13 protein-coding genes are annotated in these 18,683 nt (G+C 66.8%); 2 read left to right on the plus strand and 11 right to left on the minus strand.

Features of this window, described 5'->3' with window-relative positions; translation table 11 throughout:
• Positions 1-13: 13 nt before the first annotated feature.
• Genes Q7I88_RS03695 through Q7I88_RS03740 form a run of 10 tightly spaced genes read right to left on the minus strand, consistent with a single transcriptional unit; the run spans position 14 to position 13,795 of the window.
• Positions 14-1,192: a CaiB/BaiF CoA transferase family protein gene (locus Q7I88_RS03695; RefSeq protein ID WP_305097685.1), complete on the minus strand. Its 1,179-nt coding sequence runs from the start codon at positions 1,190-1,192 to the stop codon at positions 14-16.
• Positions 1,174-2,205 (minus strand): TRAP transporter substrate-binding protein DctP, encoded by a 1,032-nt coding sequence (dctP, locus tag Q7I88_RS03700; protein ID WP_305097686.1) that lies wholly within the window; start codon positions 2,203-2,205, stop codon positions 1,174-1,176. The genes Q7I88_RS03695 and dctP overlap by 19 nt, the downstream gene beginning before the upstream one ends.
• A complete protein-coding gene (locus Q7I88_RS03705) occupies positions 2,202-3,488 on the minus strand; it encodes a 2-hydroxyacyl-CoA dehydratase subunit D (protein ID WP_305097687.1) in 1,287 nt (428 codons plus the stop codon). The genes dctP and Q7I88_RS03705 overlap by 4 nt, the downstream gene beginning before the upstream one ends.
• Positions 3,485-5,569 carry a CaiB/BaiF CoA-transferase family protein gene (locus Q7I88_RS03710; RefSeq protein WP_305097688.1) on the minus strand — a complete coding sequence of 695 codons (2,085 nt, stop codon included), beginning with the start codon at positions 5,567-5,569 and terminating at the stop codon, positions 3,485-3,487. The genes Q7I88_RS03705 and Q7I88_RS03710 overlap by 4 nt, the downstream gene beginning before the upstream one ends.
• Positions 5,566-6,441, minus strand: a complete 876-nt coding sequence (locus tag Q7I88_RS03715) for a hypothetical protein (protein ID WP_305097689.1) — start codon at positions 6,439-6,441, stop codon at positions 5,566-5,568. The genes Q7I88_RS03710 and Q7I88_RS03715 overlap by 4 nt, the downstream gene beginning before the upstream one ends.
• The gene (locus Q7I88_RS03720) at positions 6,438-7,742 is read right to left on the minus strand and encodes a TRAP transporter large permease (RefSeq protein ID WP_305097690.1); all 1,305 of its coding nucleotides are present in this window, start codon (positions 7,740-7,742) and stop codon (positions 6,438-6,440) included. The genes Q7I88_RS03715 and Q7I88_RS03720 overlap by 4 nt, the downstream gene beginning before the upstream one ends.
• On the minus strand, positions 7,742-8,185 hold the full coding sequence (locus Q7I88_RS03725; RefSeq protein ID WP_305097691.1) for a TRAP transporter small permease: 444 nt from the start codon (positions 8,183-8,185) through the stop codon (positions 7,742-7,744). The genes Q7I88_RS03720 and Q7I88_RS03725 overlap by 1 nt, the downstream gene beginning before the upstream one ends.
• A 1-nt stretch (position 8,186) precedes the next feature.
• Positions 8,187-9,299: a CapA family protein gene (locus tag Q7I88_RS03730; RefSeq protein ID WP_305097692.1), complete on the minus strand. Its 1,113-nt coding sequence runs from the start codon at positions 9,297-9,299 to the stop codon at positions 8,187-8,189.
• A 24-nt stretch (positions 9,300-9,323) separates the two neighbouring features.
• Positions 9,324-12,053 carry a TonB-dependent receptor domain-containing protein gene (locus Q7I88_RS03735; protein WP_305097693.1) on the minus strand — a complete coding sequence of 910 codons (2,730 nt, stop codon included), beginning with the start codon at positions 12,051-12,053 and terminating at the stop codon, positions 9,324-9,326.
• A gap of 50 nt (positions 12,054-12,103) precedes the next feature.
• On the minus strand, positions 12,104-13,795 hold the full coding sequence (locus tag Q7I88_RS03740) for a CocE/NonD family hydrolase (protein WP_305097694.1): 1,692 nt from the start codon (positions 13,793-13,795) through the stop codon (positions 12,104-12,106).
• 113 nt (positions 13,796-13,908) lie between these two features.
• On the opposite strand from Q7I88_RS03740, the gene Q7I88_RS03745 reads away from it, so the two are divergent.
• Entirely contained in the window at positions 13,909-14,595 is a 687-nt protein-coding gene (locus tag Q7I88_RS03745; protein WP_305097695.1) for a GntR family transcriptional regulator, read from the plus strand.
• 85 nt (positions 14,596-14,680) lie between these two features.
• Positions 14,681-16,084 carry an aldehyde dehydrogenase gene (locus Q7I88_RS03750; RefSeq protein ID WP_305097696.1) on the plus strand — a complete coding sequence of 468 codons (1,404 nt, stop codon included), beginning with the start codon at positions 14,681-14,683 and terminating at the stop codon, positions 16,082-16,084.
• A 54-nt stretch (positions 16,085-16,138) separates the two neighbouring features.
• On the opposite strand, the gene Q7I88_RS03755 is transcribed toward Q7I88_RS03750, so the two are convergent.
• The gene (locus tag Q7I88_RS03755) at positions 16,139-18,613 is read right to left on the minus strand and encodes a membrane-bound PQQ-dependent dehydrogenase, glucose/quinate/shikimate family (RefSeq protein WP_305097697.1); all 2,475 of its coding nucleotides are present in this window, start codon (positions 18,611-18,613) and stop codon (positions 16,139-16,141) included.
• Positions 18,614-18,683: the final 70 nt, after the last annotated feature.

Consider the following 18,683-nt stretch of genomic DNA (forward strand, 5'->3'; position numbering starts at 1 on the left):
CCTCTCCCGTTTGCTAGATTGCGCCATCCGCCTTGAGCCAGGCAAGGATTTCCTCGCGATGCTGGTCGAGCCGGGGCGGCGGTTCGTCGGTGCCCGGGGCGCCCGGCTCCATGGCGAACCCGGCATTGGGGATCGCCAACGTGCCGATCTGCGGAATGCCGGGGATCGGCACGTGCAGCAGGCTTGCGTCGCTAGCCAGGTCGACCGCTTCGTTGACCGTGCGGATCATCCCGCAGGGGATCCCCTTGGCGCTCAGTTCGGCCTCCCAGTCGGCCGCATCGCGCGTGGCGAAGGTCCGGGCCAGCTCGTCGTGGACGAGTTCGAAGTTGGCGCGTCGGGCGGCCGGCGTGGCGAAGCGCTCGTCGCTCAGCCAGTCCTCCCGGTCGACCAGCTTGGCGAAGGCGGCGAACTGGTTCTCCTGCACGATGCCCAGCGAGACCTGCCGCTCGTCGCGGCAGATGAACAGGGACGCCGTCGGCAGCCCGCTGTAGCCGGTGTTGCCCATGCGCTTCATCGCCTGGCCCGTGACCAGGTAGGGCGTGATGGCCGAAGTCATGAAAGACAGTGTGGCGTCGAACATCGACACGTCGATATAGGCACCCTCGCCGGTGTTCTGGCGCTGGATGATCGCGCTGAGAATGGCCAGCGCGGCGGTCTGTCCGGCCAGCGTGTCGACGATCGGGAAGCCGACCCGGACCGGCGGTTCGCCCTCGCCGCCGCTGAGCATCATCATCCCGGCGGTGGCCTGAACGATATTGTCGATTGCCGGCCAGTCGCGCTGCGGGCCGCTCTGGCCATATCCGGAGACCGAGCAATAGACGATGCCCGGGTTGGTTTCGCGTACCGCTTCGTATGCCAGTCCGAGCCGGGCGATCACGCCGGGGCGGAAATTCTCGATCATCACGTCCGAGCGTTCGATGATCGCCCGGGCAATCTCGAGTTCCTTCGGGTCCTTGAGGTCGAGGGCGACGGACTTCTTGCCGACGTTGGCGGCGATGAACGGCGGGCTCATGTCGGCAAAGCGCGGGTCTGGGCTGTAGTTGCGGAACTGGTCGCCGCTCTTGGGTTCGACCTTGATCACTTCCGCGCCCATCAGCCGCAGCAGGTGCGAAGCGAACGGGCCGGCCATGACATGGCTGAAATCCGCCACGCGGATTCCGCTGAGAGGCTGGTTCACGGCTGTACTGGGCACTTGATTCCTGTCTCCGTTATGCTCGCCCGCGCTTTCCTGAAGGCATCGAGCCCGTCGATATCCAACTTGGCCAGCTTGCGGGCGTTTTTCTGTGCGTCTTCGAGATACAGCGCGTCGAATCGCGCCTGTTCGGCCGGGTCGATGTCATGCACCTCGATGCCGGCCGCCTTGGCCGCCTGGGCTCCGGCCAAGGCGCCCTTTTCGATTTCGTCGGCCAGTGCCGCTTGCCACACGCTGGCGGACCGTTCGAGCAGCTCCTGTTGCGCCGGGTTCAGGCGCTGCCAGACCTTCGCGCCGATAGCACGTGAGGGATAGGCGCCGCGCGGCACCTTCAGCGTGGCGAAATAGCGCCCGACTTCGTCGAAATGGAGCACCTTGAAAGTGTCGACAGGCGCGATGACACCGTCGATCACCCCGCGCGCCATGGCCGAATAGACATCGCCCATCGGCATGTTGACCGGATCGGCGCCGAGCCCCCGCAGGACGGCGAGCAGCTCGGTCGGCGCGCGAATGCGCATGCCCTTGAGGTCGGCCAGCGAGCGCACCGGCTTCTTGCTGGTTATCACGCCTGGCAGCAGGCCGCCCTGGATCGCCAGGACGTGGAGCCCGGACATTTCCCGGCCGATTTCGGGGACCGTCCTTTCGAGGCAGCGGTAAACCGCGACCTGGTCGGCGATGGAGTCGGCGCCGCTGTAGAAGCCCGACTGGATGCGCACCAGATGGGTCCCGCCGCGCGTGTAGATCGGCGTGATCAGGCCGATGTCGGCCACGCCGTGGCGCAGTTCCTCGAGCGACATGTCGGACGACAGCAGCGCGCCCGACCACACCGGATGAATGTCGAGCGAACCGCCCGAGGCCTGCTCGATATAATCTATCCAGCGCTGGTCGGCGCGGCTGAACGGGTGGCTTGGCGGATAAGGGGTCGCATAGCTGAGTTCGGTCACGCCGGCGGGAATCGGCCGGGCGCAATTGGCCAGCGCCAGCAAGAGCAGGATGGACGTCAATCGCCTCATGCTAGCCCGCGCTCGGCCAGGAAGTCCGCCACGAGCCCGACCATGCGGTCATGGTCCCAGTTCTTGGCGTCGACCATGTCGGCGTCGATCATCAATACCGGCACGCCCGCTTCCTCGAGCGCCAGCGCCGTCAGCTTGTTGCCCGATTGCGACAGGCGGTTGTCGGGCGGCAGCAGCATGACCGCCGCATCGATCCCGCATCGTTCCGCCTCGCTGACCATCCAGCCGTTCATCCACGGCGGCAGGTGCAGCACTTCGTTGATCGAGCAGATGCGGCTGGCGAGCGCCTCCATCGGTTTGCCCTTGACCTCGCGGATGTACTGCGGGCCGGCGAAGGGCAGGTACATCGACCAGACGAACACCGCGCCCATCGTTTGCTCGAGCGCCTGGTAGAACCCGGGATCGTGCCACACGCCGGCGCCGATCCACATCAGGCGCAGCTTCTCGTTCGACGAGGCGCCGACGCCTTGGGCGACCATGGCGCGGACCTCGTCGCGGAACTTGCGGGCGTGCTCGACCGCCCAGTCGGACCCGCGGTGCCACTGCGGGATCATGGTGTTGGTCATCTGCTCGGCTATCGAGACGGGGCAGGGACGCGCTTCGCCGATCGCCTGTGCGGCTTCCCACAGGTACTGCTCCTGCTCGTTGATGCGGTCCATCAACCGGGTGAGCTTGGCGGGATCGAAGGTCCGCCCGGTCTTGCGCTCGAGCAGGGCGATCAGGTCCTCGGTCTCGCGCATCATCAGGGCGATCCGGTCTTCCTCGTAGACCGCCTCCCACTCACTGTTCGAGCGCGCGTACCAGTCGACTTCCTTGTGCTCCCACGCCGGGGCTTCCATCGCGAAGAAATCGGTGCCCATGGCCTTGGCCCATTGGGCAAAGACGTGCTGGATGCAGTCGCAGGTCAGCCGGGCGACGAGCACGGTCGGGGTCGGCAATCCGCCCCAGGGAGCGGTCGCCGGGTCGTTGGCCAGCGTGCAGGCGAGCCCGAGCGAGCAGTACTTGCAGGAATTCTCCGGGTATCCGGCATCGACCATCGCGTCGAAATAGCGCGCCGAAAGCTGCTTGGCCGAGATGTAGGCCGACCACCACTGGTTGGCGATCACCGGGATATCCATGGCGTGGAAGATCTCGTGCGGAGTATCGGCCTGGGCGATCACGAACGGCGCGCCCTCGTCGACGACCATGCGCTTGAGCTCCTGCCCGAAGGCCTTCTGGAAGGCGGTCGCCTCCGCCGTGCAGGCGAGGGTCTTGCGGCTTCTCACTCCGGGGCCGGCACTCACTTGAACACTCCTTCGTCGTCGAGCCTGTCGATCGTCTCGTCGTCCAGCCCGCAGACCGTGCCCGCCACCTCGCGCGCATGCTCGCCCATGCGCGGGGCGCGGTAGGGCCGGGGAACGTCGCGCGAAAAGCGGATCGGGGTGGCGATATGGCCGAACGGGCCGAGCAGCGGGTGGTCGAGCGTGACCAGCGCCCCGCGCCCGGCGAGCTGCGGATCGTGCTCGATCATGTCCTCGCAATCCTGCACCACCCCGGCGGCAAAGCCGAGGGACTGCAGCTCCGCCGCGGCCGCTTGGTCGTTCCGGGCGGCCGTCCAGGCGGCAATGTCGCGTCCCGTGTGCTCGATCAAGCGCTTCATCTGCGCTTCGTCGAACACGCTGATGGCGATCCAGCGATCCTCGCCGGCGCAGGGGAAGACGTCCTGGAAATGCACCGCGGGATCGGCATTACCGCTGCGCTGCGGCCGCTCGCCGGCCCTGGCGCGCTCGAGATAGGGGCGCATCTGCTGGACGCAGATCTCGTACATTGAGGCGTCGATATGCCCGCCGCGCCCGGTCTGCCGCCTGGCTTGCAATGCCGCCGCCGCGCAGCCCGCCATGACGAACGGCACGATCACGTCGCCGTAAGGAACGGCGCCGGGGATTACCGGGTCGCCGCCTGCGTAGCCGGTCAGGTAGGTCCGGCCGGACAGCGCACCGCCGGTGCCGTCGACCCCCCATTCCTGCGTCAGCGGACCGGTCTGGCCGAAGACGCTGCCCGAGACCATGACCACGCCCGGATTGATCGCCTTGAGATCGTCGTAGCCGAGCCCGAGCTTGGCCATCGTGCCGGGCGAGAAGTTCTCGACCACCACGTCGGCCCACTCGATCAGTGGGCGCAGGACCTGCCACGCCGCGGGATTCTTCAGGTCGAGCGTTACGCTGCGTTTCGAGGAGTTGAGGTGGGCGAACCACGGCTTGTCGTCGAACTCGCCATGCCTTGAGGCTGCAACCTGCACGTCGAGGCGGGCAAGGTCGGGCCGTGTCCGGCTCTCGATCTTGACCACGTCGGCACCCAGGTCGCCGAGCGTCTTGGTGGTGATCGAGCCGACCAGCGCCCAGGCGAAATCGAGCACCCTGACGCCGGACAGCGGGCCCGGGCGCTCGACGGCAGGGGATGGGCGCTTTTCCGCAGGTGCGCCTTCGCGGACCGCGGCGAAGCGCTGCGGCAGACCGTCCGGCGTGTCGAAGAAGCCGCGCGCGGCAAGGTGCGGATCGGCCAGGACGTCGGCCGGTTCGTTGACCACGCAGGCGTTGATGCCGCGGCGCAGGCCCTCGGTGGCGATCTCGTGCTTGGTCTTGCTGGCGAAGAAGGCGGCGATTGCCTCCTCCCAAACCGCCCGCGTCTCGGCCGGCAGGGTGGAGCGGTTGTAGGCCAGCCAGTCGACGCCGCGCAGCGGGTTGTCGACCAGCGTCTCGTCCATCCAGTCGGACAGCGCCTGGTTCGCCGGTGCGCCGAGCCGACCCGTCATCAGCGCGTGAAAACACCAGCCGTCGGCCAGCCGCCAGATCGCGCGGACGGTAACCTTGCCGTAGGCGAGCTTGCCGCCGACACGGCCAAGCTTGCGCCGATCGAACTGCCAGACGAGGGTGCCGCTGGCGCCGCGGCTGAAAGCGACCTGCTGGATCGAGACGTCGACGTGCTGGCCCTGGCCGTGCATGCCGCGAGCATAGTGCGCAGCCATCGCCCCTGCGGCCGCGGCCATGTCGGCATGGAAAGTGCAGGCATCGCCAGCCTCCTTGACCGGCGGCCGGCCCGGCTCACCGGTCACCCGCAGCGATCCCCCCATCGCCGAAGCGACGAGCTCGCCGCCCTGCCAATCGCTGCGCGGCCCGCCCGAACCGAACGGCGTCACCGAGACGTGAATCGCGGTCGCCGGGATTCCGAGATCTCTAGTTGCTTCGAAGCCGAGGTCGTCGATGACGAACGAAGCGCCCTGCACCTCGCCGCCGATCTCGGCACCGAGCGAGGCGAGGAAGCGCGCCAGGGGCCGTTCGGCCATGCCGCCGAGCACGGCGACGCGGTGTCCGGATAGCAGGCTCACGAAACGATCTCCGAAAGAAAGGCAGCGATTTCGTCCGCCGCACCATCGCGCGCCAGCCAGTCGCGGCGGGTGAGGACGAGCGAAGGGATGCCGGCTTGCTCGAGCGCAGCGCGCTGGGCTGGCAGGTGCCAGGCCTGCGCCTCGTCCTCCTCGATCTGCCACAGCACCGCGGCCGCCGCGTCGAGCGCCTCGATTTGCCCGAGCAGCCTTGCCCCGCTGTCGACGAATGCGCGAGGGCCGTGCGGCGAGGCGTGGACCTGGCGAGCAAGCGTCTCGAACGGATCGCCAGGCGCGCGATCGATCTCTTCGTCAAGCAGGCGCCAACTTTCTTCGAGCGTCGCGCCTGCCGCCGCAAAGCCAGCCGTTTCGATGGCGCGGTGGAGGCGGCGGTCGGGCGGCGGGGTGCCGGCGAGCAGACAGGCTGGCTTGGTGGTGTCCACGGGGCAGGGCGCCGCTCCGGGGCCCGCCGCAAGGAGCGTTTCTGCCGTCACCTCGAGCTTTCCGGCGAGCTTGCTGAGAGACTGCACGGTGTGCGTCAGACTGCTGTTGCGCGGGACCTTGGCGATATCGAGGATGACCGGCTCCGGCCCGCCGACGAGCCCGCGACGCTGCAGCTCGCAAATGTAGTAGTAGAGGCGCTGGGCGCTGTCGTCGGCGCGGCTGAACACGACGTGCGAATGCGCCCCGTATTCGTCGTGTGCCCAGCTTTCGAGGATGGCCTTGGCCCACGGCGCGAACTTGCTTTCCATCCAGCGATCCGCCGCAGGCGTCGCTCGCTCGGCGTCGAAAGCTATAGTGCCCGCGTGGCGACCCGTTGCGCGGAGCAGGCGTTGCGGCAGCTCGGGGCCGACATGAACGATGGTTGCGGTCATGACAGCACTCCGGGCAGCCACAGCGCCATCCCGGGTATCAGGATCAACAGCAGCAGGTGGACGAAATCGCTGGCCAGGAACGGCGCCACGCCGCGGAAGATGCGGCCGATCGAAACGTCCTTGGTCACATTCTGGATTACGTAGAGGTTCATCCCCAAAGGCGGGTGGACCAGGCCCATCTCCATGGCCCGGGTGATGAAGATGCCGAACCACACCGGTGTCATGCCGGTGTCGCGCACGATAGGCAGCAGGATCGGCGTGGTCAGCAACATCAGCGCCAGTCCGTCGAGCACCGAGCCGAGCGCCAGCAAGAGCAGGGCTATCGCGACCAGCGTGCCGACCGGGCCGAGGTGCATCGCGGTCACCGCCCCGCTGGCGGCCGAGGCCAGTCCGGTGACGGCCACGAAGACCGAAAAGACCAGTGCGCCGATGAGGATCAGGAAGATCATCCCGCTGGTCTTCAACGCCGCCTCAAAGGCACCGAACAGCTGCTCACGCGACAAGCCGCCGCGCCGCAGGGCCAGTATGAACGAACCCGCAGCACCGATCGCCGCCGCTTCGGGTGGGCTGATCCAGCCGAAGGCGATGCCGCCGATGACCAGCAAGATCAGGGCAACGATCTCCCAGATTCGCGCCAAGTAGCGCCAGCGTTCCGACCACGGTGCACGCTCGGATTCGGGGGCCAACCCGGGCTTCCAGCGCATGAGCAGCCAGATCACCGCGAAGTAAAAGAGCGCCTGCGTGATCCCGGGAATGATCGCTGCGGTGAACAGCTCGCCGATCGAGGTTTCGGCGATGATGCCGAACACGATCAGTGCGCCCGAAGGGGGGATCATCTGGCCCAGCGTCCCGCCGGCCGCGACGGTGCCCGTGGCGAGGCTGTCGGAATATCCGCGTCGGCGCATTTCGGGCAGCGCGACCGAGCCGACCGTGGCGGCGGTGGCCAGACTCGATCCGTTGATCGCCCCGAAACCGGCGCAGCCGGCCACTGCGGCATAGGCGAGTCCACCCGGCCGATGCCCGACGAATCGCGCGGCGGCGGCGAACATGTCGCCGCTGGCGTTCACCGCGAGGAGGATCTGCGCCATCAGCAGGAACAGCGGCAGGGTGCCGAGCTCGTAGCGGGTCAGGGTGTCGACCGCGACCACGCCTGCCTTGATGACCGCCGCTTCGGGCCCGAGCACGACCGCCAGGCCGCCTATCCCGACCAGCCCGAGGGCGATGCCGATACGGACGCCGCCGAGGATCAGCGCGAACAATACCGCGAGGCCGAGCAGGCCGGTCAAGGGCGTGTCGTACATCAGCGGTCCGCCCCACGGACCAGCCCTGCCAGCGCAATCAGCGTGCAGGCGACGAACCCGGCGTTGGCGATCAGGCGCAGGATCCGCCACGGCACGCCAACCACCTCGCTGCGCTCGTGCCCGCTCCACAGGTCGGCGGCCAGCCAGATCGAACCGCAGGCAAGGGCCGCGAACAGGCATGTCGACGCCAGCCGTGACGTCTTTGCCAGGACGTGCCGCGGCGCCCCCTGCAGGCGGTCGATGACGAGCCGCACCCGGGCGTGCCCGCCGTGAAGGGTGGCCAGGACCAGTGCGATCGTGCCCGATACCAGGATTGCCGCCTGCACCAGCTCGATCGAGCCGATGATCGGCATGCCGACATTGCGCCCGATCACCGCAAGCGTGTCGATCGCCATGGCCGCAAGCAGCGCCGCGCCGCCGGTCCAGACGAGGATCGCGCGCATGTCAGACCGCCTCGCGCACGGCGCCGTCGGGCGCAACAACAATCGGCGGCAGACCGGCCATCGCCGTGATCGCCTCGAGATAGCTTCGCACGTCGGCGGCCCTCTCCTCCTCGGCGAGGACCGGACGGCCAGGCGCTTCGACGAATACCGGGACGATCGAGGCCCGGGGCGGTTCTCCCGGCGCTATGGTTATCCGCCCCAGAAATGCGAGTTTGGCCTCGGGATGGAACGGTGCGAGGTCGTACCCCTCTTCCGGCTCGAAGCCGAACAGTTCGCGGCGCTTGCGGGCCCACTCGGCGCGTGCCGGGTGGTCCTGCGCCGGAGACAGCGCTCGGGTCACGACGCAGCCGTTGCCCAGGCCGTGGAAGATCGGCCGCCCGCCATGAAATTCGATGCCGCGGGCAATGTGCGCGTGGTGCGAAATGACCGCATCGGCCCCCCGTTCGACAGCCATCTGCGCGATCGGCCGCTCGTAGGATTCGAGCATCGCCGGGGTATGCACGCGGCCCTTGTGCATTGCGACCAGAACGACGTCCGCCGCTTGCCGAGCCGCTGCGATATCGGCCGACAGGATGTCGCCTGCCTCGCGCTCGATCCCGGCTATACGCGAGCGCGGCGAAACCGGTTCGCCATTGGCGGTCCTGAGCGGGAGGTATGCTGCGCCCGCTCGCGAAGCGCTTGCCCGGCTGAATTCTGGCCCGACGCAGTTGTAGCTCAGCAGCGCCACGCGCATTCCGCCCGCCTCCACAATGGCCGGTTCTCGCGCTTGATCGATGTCCATCCCGGCGCCCGCGTGGGCAATCGCCAGGACGTCGAGGCCCGCGATGGTATCGGCGATCCCGCGCGCCCCGCAGTCCGCGATGTGGTTGCCCGCCAGGCTGACCATTGAAATTCCAGCGCGGGCGATGGCAGCGAGGTTTTCCGGCGGCGCGCCAGGCGCCGGCACGTCGCCGGAAACTTCGCCGCGGCAATCGGTGTGCGGCACTTCGAGATGTCCGATCGCCAGGTCTGCCCCGCGCAGGGCCGGGGCAATGCCGGAAAGCCAGTGATCGGCATCAGGTTCGTCGAGGACGAGGTCGCCCGTGACGACGATTTCCACACCGGCTTTCGACACTTTACCCCCGCGCTCGCCTGCGCCTCAGAACTTCGTGCGCAGGCTTACAGCGAATTCCCGCCCAATGGGATTGGTAACGGTGGGATCGTATCCACCCCCGCCGTTGCTCCCAGGACGCGAGTTCACATAGGGCGGATCGGCATCGAAGAGATTCCTGACTTCGAGACCCAGTTTGACGCTGTCGATGCCGAGATCGAAGGACTCGCCCATGTCCCAGTCGAAGGTAAGGTCGACCGTGGTGTAGGAATCGACCTTCTCGACTGGGAGCACGAGGTCGTTCTTATACCCGCCGATATGGGTCAGCTGGGCCCGGCTGGTGAACGGGCCGTGAGTCCAGGCGGCCGACGCCCGGGCCTTGAAGGTCAGCGGATTGAAAATGAAGTTGCGAAGATCGTTGAAGTCGCCGCCCGGCGTAAAGGCGACCTGATAGCTCGTGATGTAGGTGCCGCTCGCCCCGAAGGTTAGCGTGTCCATGTCGCCAAGGTAGGTGCGATAGCGCAGGTTGAAGTCGATCCCGCTCATCTTGGAGCGGCCGAGATTGAGGCTGCGGCCATCCACGAACACGCAGCTCGCCGGGTTCGGCACATCGATGCACGCTGTCGAAGTGCCGGGGAAGGGCCGAACGAGGACCGGCCCCGAGCCGCCGACGCCGTTGTCGCGCACATCGATGATCCGGTTGTAGGCGTCCTGCTCGAACAGGATCACGCCGGTGCCGGCGTATTCGTCGGCATAAGTCAGCACCGCCAGATTCGAGAGCAGGCCCGAGATCGTGTTCTTGTACGCGATGTCGAAGTAGGTGAGATTGACCGTGAGCCCGTCGAGCGGCTCGAGGTCCACGCCGGCCGTCCAGGTGGTGGCGGTTTCCGGCTGCAGATCGGGGTTGGGGCCAGAGCCCAGCGTGAACCCGCTCACCGTCCCCGCACCGTTCGGGTTCTGGTAGTTTTGCACGTAAAGGTTCGTGCTGTTGCCGAAAATTTCCGGGAAGGTCGGAGCACGAAACGACGTCCCGTAGCTGGCGCGCAACTTCACGCCATTTACCGGGGTCCAGTTGACGCCGAACTTCGGATTGGTCGTGTCACCGACATCGCTGTAATCGTCGTATCGGACGGCTGCAGTGAGCGTCAGATCCTCGAAGCCGGGCGTCGCGTTGCCGGGGCCGAAAATCGGTATGTACAGTTCGGCGTAGACGGAATCGACCTTGCGGTTGTTGGTGACTTCGGTCGGAGTACCGGTGTTGCGCGTCTGCGTGAAATCCTGCCTTTCGTAGCCTGCGGCGAGCTTGAGCTCGCCCCCCGGCAAGCTGAACAACGGGCCGTCCGCCCCGGCTTGATAGGTGGTCAGCTTGGCGTCGGTCGGGAATGTGGCCTCGGCGCTGAAGATGCTCGCCAGGGCGGTCGGCGTCGTGCGGCCCAGTCCGTAGGGATCGAAGGCCGCACCGGGATCACTGCTGGCGAGGGCGGTAGCGAGCGCCGTCCTGTCGACGCCGGCAGTGGAATCGGCGCGGTCGCGCGCCTTGCCGAAGCCCACCTTGCCTTCGAGCTTCCAGTCTCCGGGCAGGCGGACGCGGAAGCCCGGGGTCGCCTGCCAGTTGGTTTGGAAACCGGAATACTCGTCGGGCGGGAAATCGTTCTCGAAGCTGTAGGCGATCTGGTAGCCGCCCGAGCCGGGGACATAGAACGGCGGCGCAACGAAGAAGGCATTGCTTTCCGGAACGGACAGCGTCTGCGTCAGGATCCCCGGCGTACGGCTGAACTTGCGCTTGTTGTAATACCCGTCGAAAACGAATTCGACATTATCGATCAGCTCGTAGGTCGCCGTGCCGTTGACCGAGTCATAGGTCTGTTGAGGGAACAGGTCCTGTCCGGTCAGTGCGTCGCACTTGTTCTGCGTTCCCGGGGTCAGGTTGCCGGCGTTGCTCGCGCCGTACTGGTCCGGCAGGGCATAGGTCTGACCCTGGTAAATGAGCGTGCCCGGAGCGCATTGATTGACCCGGTAGTCGGGACCGCCGAATTTCGTCTGATCCGACGTGTAGAAATCGCGATCGGCTCCGCTCAGGTTGGAGCGAAATGCATGCTCGTAGGCGAGCATGACCTGGCCTCGCGAAAATACCTTTCCTGCGGCGACGCCCGCGTTCCACTCCCAGAAATCGCCGTTGCCGGTGGAGGCGAGCCGTCCGAACGCCTCGACGCCGTCCAGATTGCGACGGGGGATCAGGTTGACCACGCCGGCGACCGCATCGGAACCGTATATCGCCGAGGCTCCGTCGGCGATGACCTCTACCCGTTCGACGCCCAGCGTCGGCAGGACCGAGGGGTTGATGGCGCGGCCGTTGGTGGTCATCCGGTGGCCGTCGGTGATGATCAGCGTCGAGAACGGCCCGAGACCGCGCAGGTTGATCGAGTTGGACCACGTCGCGTTGCCGTTGCCGCCGGACTGCGCGCGGGAGTTTTCCGAAAAGCCCAGGTCGAACACTTGGGGCAGTTCCTGGATCATCCGGTCGAGAGTGACCTGGCCGGCTGCCTCGATCTGGTCGCGCCCCAGCGAGGTCACGATCGCGCCGACCGGAGCGACGCCCTCGATGCGGCTACCGGTAACGACGATCTCCCCGCCGAGGGGCCGTTCCTCCTTCGTCTTGGCGCCCTCTCCGTCCGCTTCCGCGACCTGGCCGTAAGCTGGCACCGTGCAGAGCATGGCACCCAGCGAGGCCCCGCACAGCAACAGGCGTATCGAGTTCTTCCTTTCGCAAAGCCGCATCGTAGTCACTCCCTTTCGTCGTGCCGTCTGCGCGGCACTGTTGCGTTGATTCAATTTGCCAGAGGCAAGTCGACACGCGACCCATCTTGCCCGCCCCAAACAACCGTGATTCGAGGGGCGGGATCGAGCTTGATATCGGTGAGGTTTCGCTGCCGCGGGTCGGCCCCGGCCACCACGAAACGCAGCCTGTCGCCGGCCGGCACGACTAGTGAAACCGGCGTCATCGCGATCGAGAGCGAGACTTCTTCACCCGCCGCGGGCCGCTCGACGTCCTTTTCGAACCCCGAGTGCCAGGGCAGACCGAGCGTCTCGTACGGCGCCAGCGACAGCTTGTGGTGCGACAGCTTGAGGCGGCCGAACGAGATGACCTCGCTGGTCCCGTCCGCCCTTATCCGATCGAGATAGACGAAGACGTCGGCGTTGGGATTGTCCGACGAGACTTTGAGCTGCGCGACGGGATAGCCGACGAGCTTCAGATCGTGCTGCAGCGCGCCTCCGGCAAAGCCGAGCCCGTGTTCGGTCATCGGCCGTGGCCAGAAGGCGAAGTATTCGGCCGGGGGCAGATCGTAGTCGACCGTGAAGGTGCTGGCACCCTGGGCGCCAGAGGTTTGCGCCCCGAAGCCGGCTTGAGAGAGAAACCAGGGCAGCGGATGCGAGCGAACGCCGGGCAGCTCGCTCGAAGTGACGTAGCCACCGGTCCCGTTCAGTCCTTCGACCCAATATGTCGCGCGGGGCAATTTGCCGTAATCGGGGTCTTGGTGCTTGAGATAGTGGTCGAAAAAGTGGACGATCTCGCCCGGCAGGTCGAAGCCTTCGGGCGGGACGCAGTGGCTTCCGGGACCGGCCAGGAAGCGGCTCCCCAGATTGGCGGCGGAAAGGATCACCTGGCTGGTCGGCTCGTCGCGCCAGTTGCCCCAGAAGTAAGTGGCGATGCCGGCCCGCTTGACGGTGTCAAGATAGGTGTAGGGGCCGACCTCTTCCCAGAACTTCGTACCGGTGAAGGCCGACATGCTGTCGCGGTACGGCATGCCGTACCACAGCGGGCCCATCGGGGTGTTCTCGGCGTGTTCGGCCACGGCGGCCTTGAGCATCGATCCGTCGCGGTCCTCGTCCATCGGGACGGTGGCGAGATCGACCTCGGGCTTTTCGTCGGGGCGGGTGTTGAACTGCGCAGTGATGCCGCCGTTGCGGACGAAGGCATACTTGTCGAGGTCGCTGGCGCCGATGAAGGCTGCCTTGAGCGAAGGGGGGGCGGTCGTGGCGACCTGGAAGGCCGCGCCGCCGAGATAGGAGCAGCCGACCATGCCTACCGAACCATCGGAATAGGGCTGCTTGGCGAGCCATTCGACGAGGTCGCGTCCGTCGAGCGCTTCGGTCCTGTCCTGGAAGCCGCGGCGGTGGCCGAACGAGGCGCCCTTGCCGCGAATGTCCGCCACGGCGACGACATAGCCGGCGCGCAGCAGCGAGCGCAGGCCGAGGTTGTCGCTCATCGCCGTTTCGGTGACCTTGCCGTCGGCGTCCTTCGAGCGGCCGCGGTAGGGCGTGAAGACAAAGATCACCGGAAGCGGTTTTTCGATCGCCTTGGTGTTCACGGCCGGGCGGTAGACACTCATCGCCAGGCGGGTGCCGTCGCGGACCGGCACGTAGTGCGAGGTCGAGACTACATCGGGATAGGACTCGGCCGATAGCGGCGAAGCCATCGCGGCCAGCGCAATCATCGACCCGCAAAATGTGCGACGCATGACGGTAATTCCTCCTCCCGGAATTCAGACAAGACAGTTCGGTCGACGACTTCAACAAAAATCACGACAACGAAATTATTGACAATTTGATTGCCGAGCGAGATGCTTGGCAGATGGAGACCAAAGGGAATGGCGGGCTGCCCAGAAAAGGGCCGTCGGGCATCGAGATCGCCGACTGGATTCGCACGCAGATACGGCGCCAGCGGCTCGTGCCCGGCCAGCGGCTGATCGAAGTGGACATCATCCGCCAGACCGGCGGCAGCCGCTTCAAGGTCCGCGAGGCCCTGCAGCGGCTTTCGGCCGAAGGGCTGGTCGATATCGAAGAGTATCGCGGCGCCTCGGTGCGCAATGCGAGCATGGACGAGGTGCGCCAGCTCTACCACGCGCGCGGCGCGCTCGAGGGCATCTGCGCGGCCGATTTCACCCGCAAGGCGACGCCCGAACAGAAGGCTGAACTGGCGCGGATCGCGAGCGAGATGGACGACTGCGTCGCCAGCGCTGCACCCGAACATTTCGCCCGGCTCAATGCCCGGTGGCACAACCTGATCATGGAAGCCGGCGGCAATCTGGTGATCCAGGGGATCGTCCAGCGGCTCAACACGCCGATCCACCACCTGGTGTTCGAATCCTTCTATCGCGGAGAACGGCTGCGCGCCGCGGTGCAGGACCACCGCGATATCGTCGACGCGATCATGGCCGGGGATTGCGATCGCGCCGAGGCGGCAATGCGAACCCATGTCATCAATGGCCTGAAGTACCTTTCGGAACTCGACCGGAACGTGCACTACGGCGACGGCTGAAACGGGGCTTGGCTAGGCGCCCCCGCGATTGCAGGCTTCACGACAATCGCCCGGCGATTCGCGGGCACGCATAGGAGAGGACCAGATGAGCACTTTCGAACGCCGTAATCCCGTGACCGGCGAGGTGGCCTCGAGCGCGAAGGCCATGAAGGCTGGCGATGTCCCGGCGATTGCGGCGAAGGCCCAGGCCGGGTTCGCCGAGTGGTCGAAGACGGGCCCCAACGCCCGCCGCGCAGTGCTGAACAAGGCAGCCGATGCGCTGATGGGCAAGAAAGACGCCTTCGTCGCCGCCATGATGGGCGAAATCGGCGCGACCGCCGGCTGGGCGATGTTCAATCTCGGTCTCGCCGCCGGAATGGTGCGCGAGGCCGCCGCGCTGACGACGCAGATCTCGGGCGAGGTGATCCCGTCCGATCACGCGGGCACGATCGCCATGGCGCTGCGCGAACCGGTCGGGGTGATGCTCGGCATCGCGCCGTGGAACGCACCGATCATCCTCGGCGTGCGCGCGATCGCGGTGCCGCTGGCCTGCGGCAACGCGGTGATCCTCAAGGCGAGCGAGACCTGCCCGCAGACCCACGCGCTGATCATCGAGGCCTTTGCCGAGGCCGGTTTCCCCGAGGGGGTCGTCAACGTGGTGACCAACGCGCCCGAGGATGCCGCCGAAGTCGTCGGCGCACTGATCGATGCGCCCGAAGTGCGGCGCATCAATTTCACCGGTTCGACCGCGGTCGGCAAGATCATCGCCAGGCGCGCCGCCGAACACCTCAAGCCCGTGCTGCTCGAACTCGGCGGCAAAGCGCCGATGGTCGTGCTCGAGGACGCCGACCTCGACGAGGCGGTCAAGGCCGCGGCGTTCGGCGCCTACATGAACCAGGGCCAGATCTGCATGTCGACCGAACGCATCATCGTGGTCGAAAGCGTGGCCGACGAGTTTGCCAGGAAGTTTGCCGAAAAGGTCAAGTCGATGCCGGTCGGCAACCCGGTCGCCGGCAACACCCCGCTGGGCGCGGTGGTCGATCGCCACACGGTCGACAAATGCTACGCACTGATCGACGATGCGCTCGGCAAGGGCGCGGTTCTGCTGACCGGCGGCGAGACGACCGAGAACGTGCTGATGCCCGCGCATCTCGTCGACAAGGTCACCCCCGAGATGAAGCTGTTCCGCGACGAGAGCTTCGGTCCGGTCGTCGGCATCGCCCGCGCGCGCGACGAGGCGCACGCCATCGAACTCGCCAACGATACCGAATACGGCCTCTCTTCGGCCGTGTTCACGCGCGACACCGCGCGCGGCCTCAAGGTCGCGCGGCAAATCCAGGCGGGCATCTGCCACGTCAATGCCTCGACCGTCTCGGACGAGCCGCAAATGCCGTTCGGCGGGATGAAGGCCTCGGGATACGGCCGCTTCGGCGGCAAGGCCGGGATCGACGCCTTCACCGAACTGCGCTGGATCACCTTCGAGACCGAGCCCGGGCACTACCCGATCTGATCGGGGCGAGGGCCGGGCCGAAGGCTGCGTCGCTGCCCTTCGACCGGCCCGCGCCTAGCCCCTCGCCGGGAGCGCGTAGGCGACCAGGGCGTCGCTTATCGGCGTCTTCATGAAGTGATGCCCGCCCGGCATGACGACCACGTATTGGCGACCGCCCACGGAGTAGGTCATTACGTTCGCCTGCCCGCCACCGGGCAGGACGTCGTGCCACAGCTCCTTGCCGGTCTTGAGGTCGATGGCGTGAATCAGATTGTCGGTCGTGGCCGCGATGAACACCAGGCCCCCGGCAGTGACAACCGCGCCGCCGTTGTTGGGCGTTCCGATCGTCCACGGCAGCCCGAGCGCGATGCCGAAGGGCCCGTTGGCGCGGGCAGACCCGAACGGACGGTCCCAAATCGTCTTGCCAGTTTGCAGATCGAGTGCGCGAATCCAGCCGTAGGGCGGTTCCTTGCACAGCAGGCCGGTGAAATGGACCTTCCACCCCGCATTCACGTCGACGGCATAGGGGACTCCCGCCATCGCCGAGCCGGCGCCTTCCGCGCCGCCGCCGCCCTTGTTGCCTTCGGGCCCCCGCGGCTTCCACCCCTTCTTGTCCGCTTCCTCGCGCGGAATCAGGATGTTGTAATTGGGCATGTCGTTGTAGTTGGCCACGATCACTCCGCGCGTCGGATCGACCGCGACGGAACCCCAGTCCGAGCCGCCGTTGTAGCTCGGATATTCGATCCAGTGCCGGCCGGTGGTCGGCGGCGTATAGAACCCCTTGTAGGACGCCTCGCGGAAGCGGATGCGGCAGACCATCTGGTCGATCGGCGACATGCCCCACATGTCGCGTTCGCGCAGGTCGGACTTGCGCAAGTTGGCGAACATCGAGAACGGCTGCGTCCGCGAACGCTCCTGCGGCTCGACGCCGCCGCCCGGAACCGGCTTTTCGGCTACTCCATGCAGAGGGCGGCCCGTTCGCCGGTCGAGCACGTAGACGTCGCCCTGCTTCGACGGCAGGACCACCGCCGGCGTGCCATCGGGCAAGTCGACGAGCGTCACCTGGCTGCCGAGGTCGTAATCCCAGACGTCCTTGTGAACGGTCTGGAAGTGCCACACCGGGTGGCCGGTTTCCGCGTCGAGCGCCACGAGCGAGCTGTTAAATTCGTTTTCCTGCGGGCTGCGGTCGCTGCTCCAGTAGTCGTCGGCGCTGTTGCCAGTTGGAATATAGACCAGCCCGAGCTTCTCGTCCGCCGATGCGGTGGTCCACATATTGGGCGTTCCGCGGGTGAAGGTTTCGCCCGGCTTGGGCCAGTCGTATTGACCGGGCCGGCCGAGATCCCACGCCCATTTCCGCGCGCCGGTATGGACGTCGTAAGCCTGGATCACCCCCGACGGCGCGTCGTTCTTCTCGTTGTCGAGAACCTGACGCCCGGTCACGATCACGTCGCGCACCACGACCGGGGGTGCGGTGATCGATGCCATGCCGGGATAGACCTGGCCCAGCCCGACTTTGGTATCGACCTGTCCGTTGACCCCGAAGTCGGCACAGGGTTGTCCGGTGGCCGCGTCAACCGCGATCAGGCGGGCGTCCAGGGTCGCTTCGATCACCCGGGCGGCGCACGGGGCGTTTGCGGGTGCGGAGTTCGTCGGCCCCTGGTCCGCAGCAGCGGTCCGCGGCGCGGCGCTCGGCCCCGCAGCGGGCGGGGCTGGCGTCGCTGCCTGCGCCGATCCGCCGTCGTAGTAGGCAACCCCGCGGCACGTGGCGCCGTACGGTATCGATGCATCCGGCACCTTGGGATCGAACCGCCAGAGCTGTTTACCGGTCGCCGCATCATAGGCGATCAGCGCGTTCATCGCCGAACACACATAAAGGCGATTGCCGATCTTGACCGGGGTCGTCTCCGGAGAGAACTTGCCCTGTTCGAGCTTGCCGCTGGGCAGTTCGCCTGTGTGGGCCACCCATGCGCGCTTGAGCTGGCCCACGTTTCCCGGCGTGATCTGCGCCAGCGTGGAGAAGCGTTCGCCGGCGTTGGTGCCGCCCCAGGCCGGCCAGTCGGCCCCGACCGCTTGCGTCCCGGGCGGGTGCGCTGCCGGCGGAAGCGCGCTGGCGACGCGGTCGGGCTGCGCCGCCGCGTCGGCCCAGATGACCGCGCCGAGAAATACCAGCGAACCGACTGCCCCGGCGACGGCGGTCAACCACCCGGTCCGCCGGTCGACGAGGGGCGACACCAGCGCGACGAAGGCCAACAGAAGCGCCGGTCCGACCAGCCGCGGAACGAGCGCCCACGGGTTGGTCCCGGATTCCCACAGCGCCCACGGCACGGTGAGGCTGAAGACTGCCACATAGACCCACATCCCGGCAGGGCGGCCAAAGAACAGCAATCCGGCCGCGACCACCATCGCGAGACCGGCTATGGCATAGTAAGGCGAGCCTCCGACCGCGACGAGCCAGGCTCCGCCGACCGCCAGGATCAGCCCGATACCCCCGATCACGAAGGCGAGGAGAAGCGCAGCCAAGCTGCGGCCGGCGGGTTCGGATTCAATCATGGGGGCCTCGGCGGTGGGGATGGGTATGCAGCAGACCAATGGAGGAGTGCAGGCCCCGGTTCCCGCTGGC

This window comes from Croceibacterium aestuarii (genome assembly GCF_030657335.1).
GTDB lineage: Bacteria > Pseudomonadota > Alphaproteobacteria > Sphingomonadales > Sphingomonadaceae > Croceibacterium_B > Croceibacterium_B aestuarii.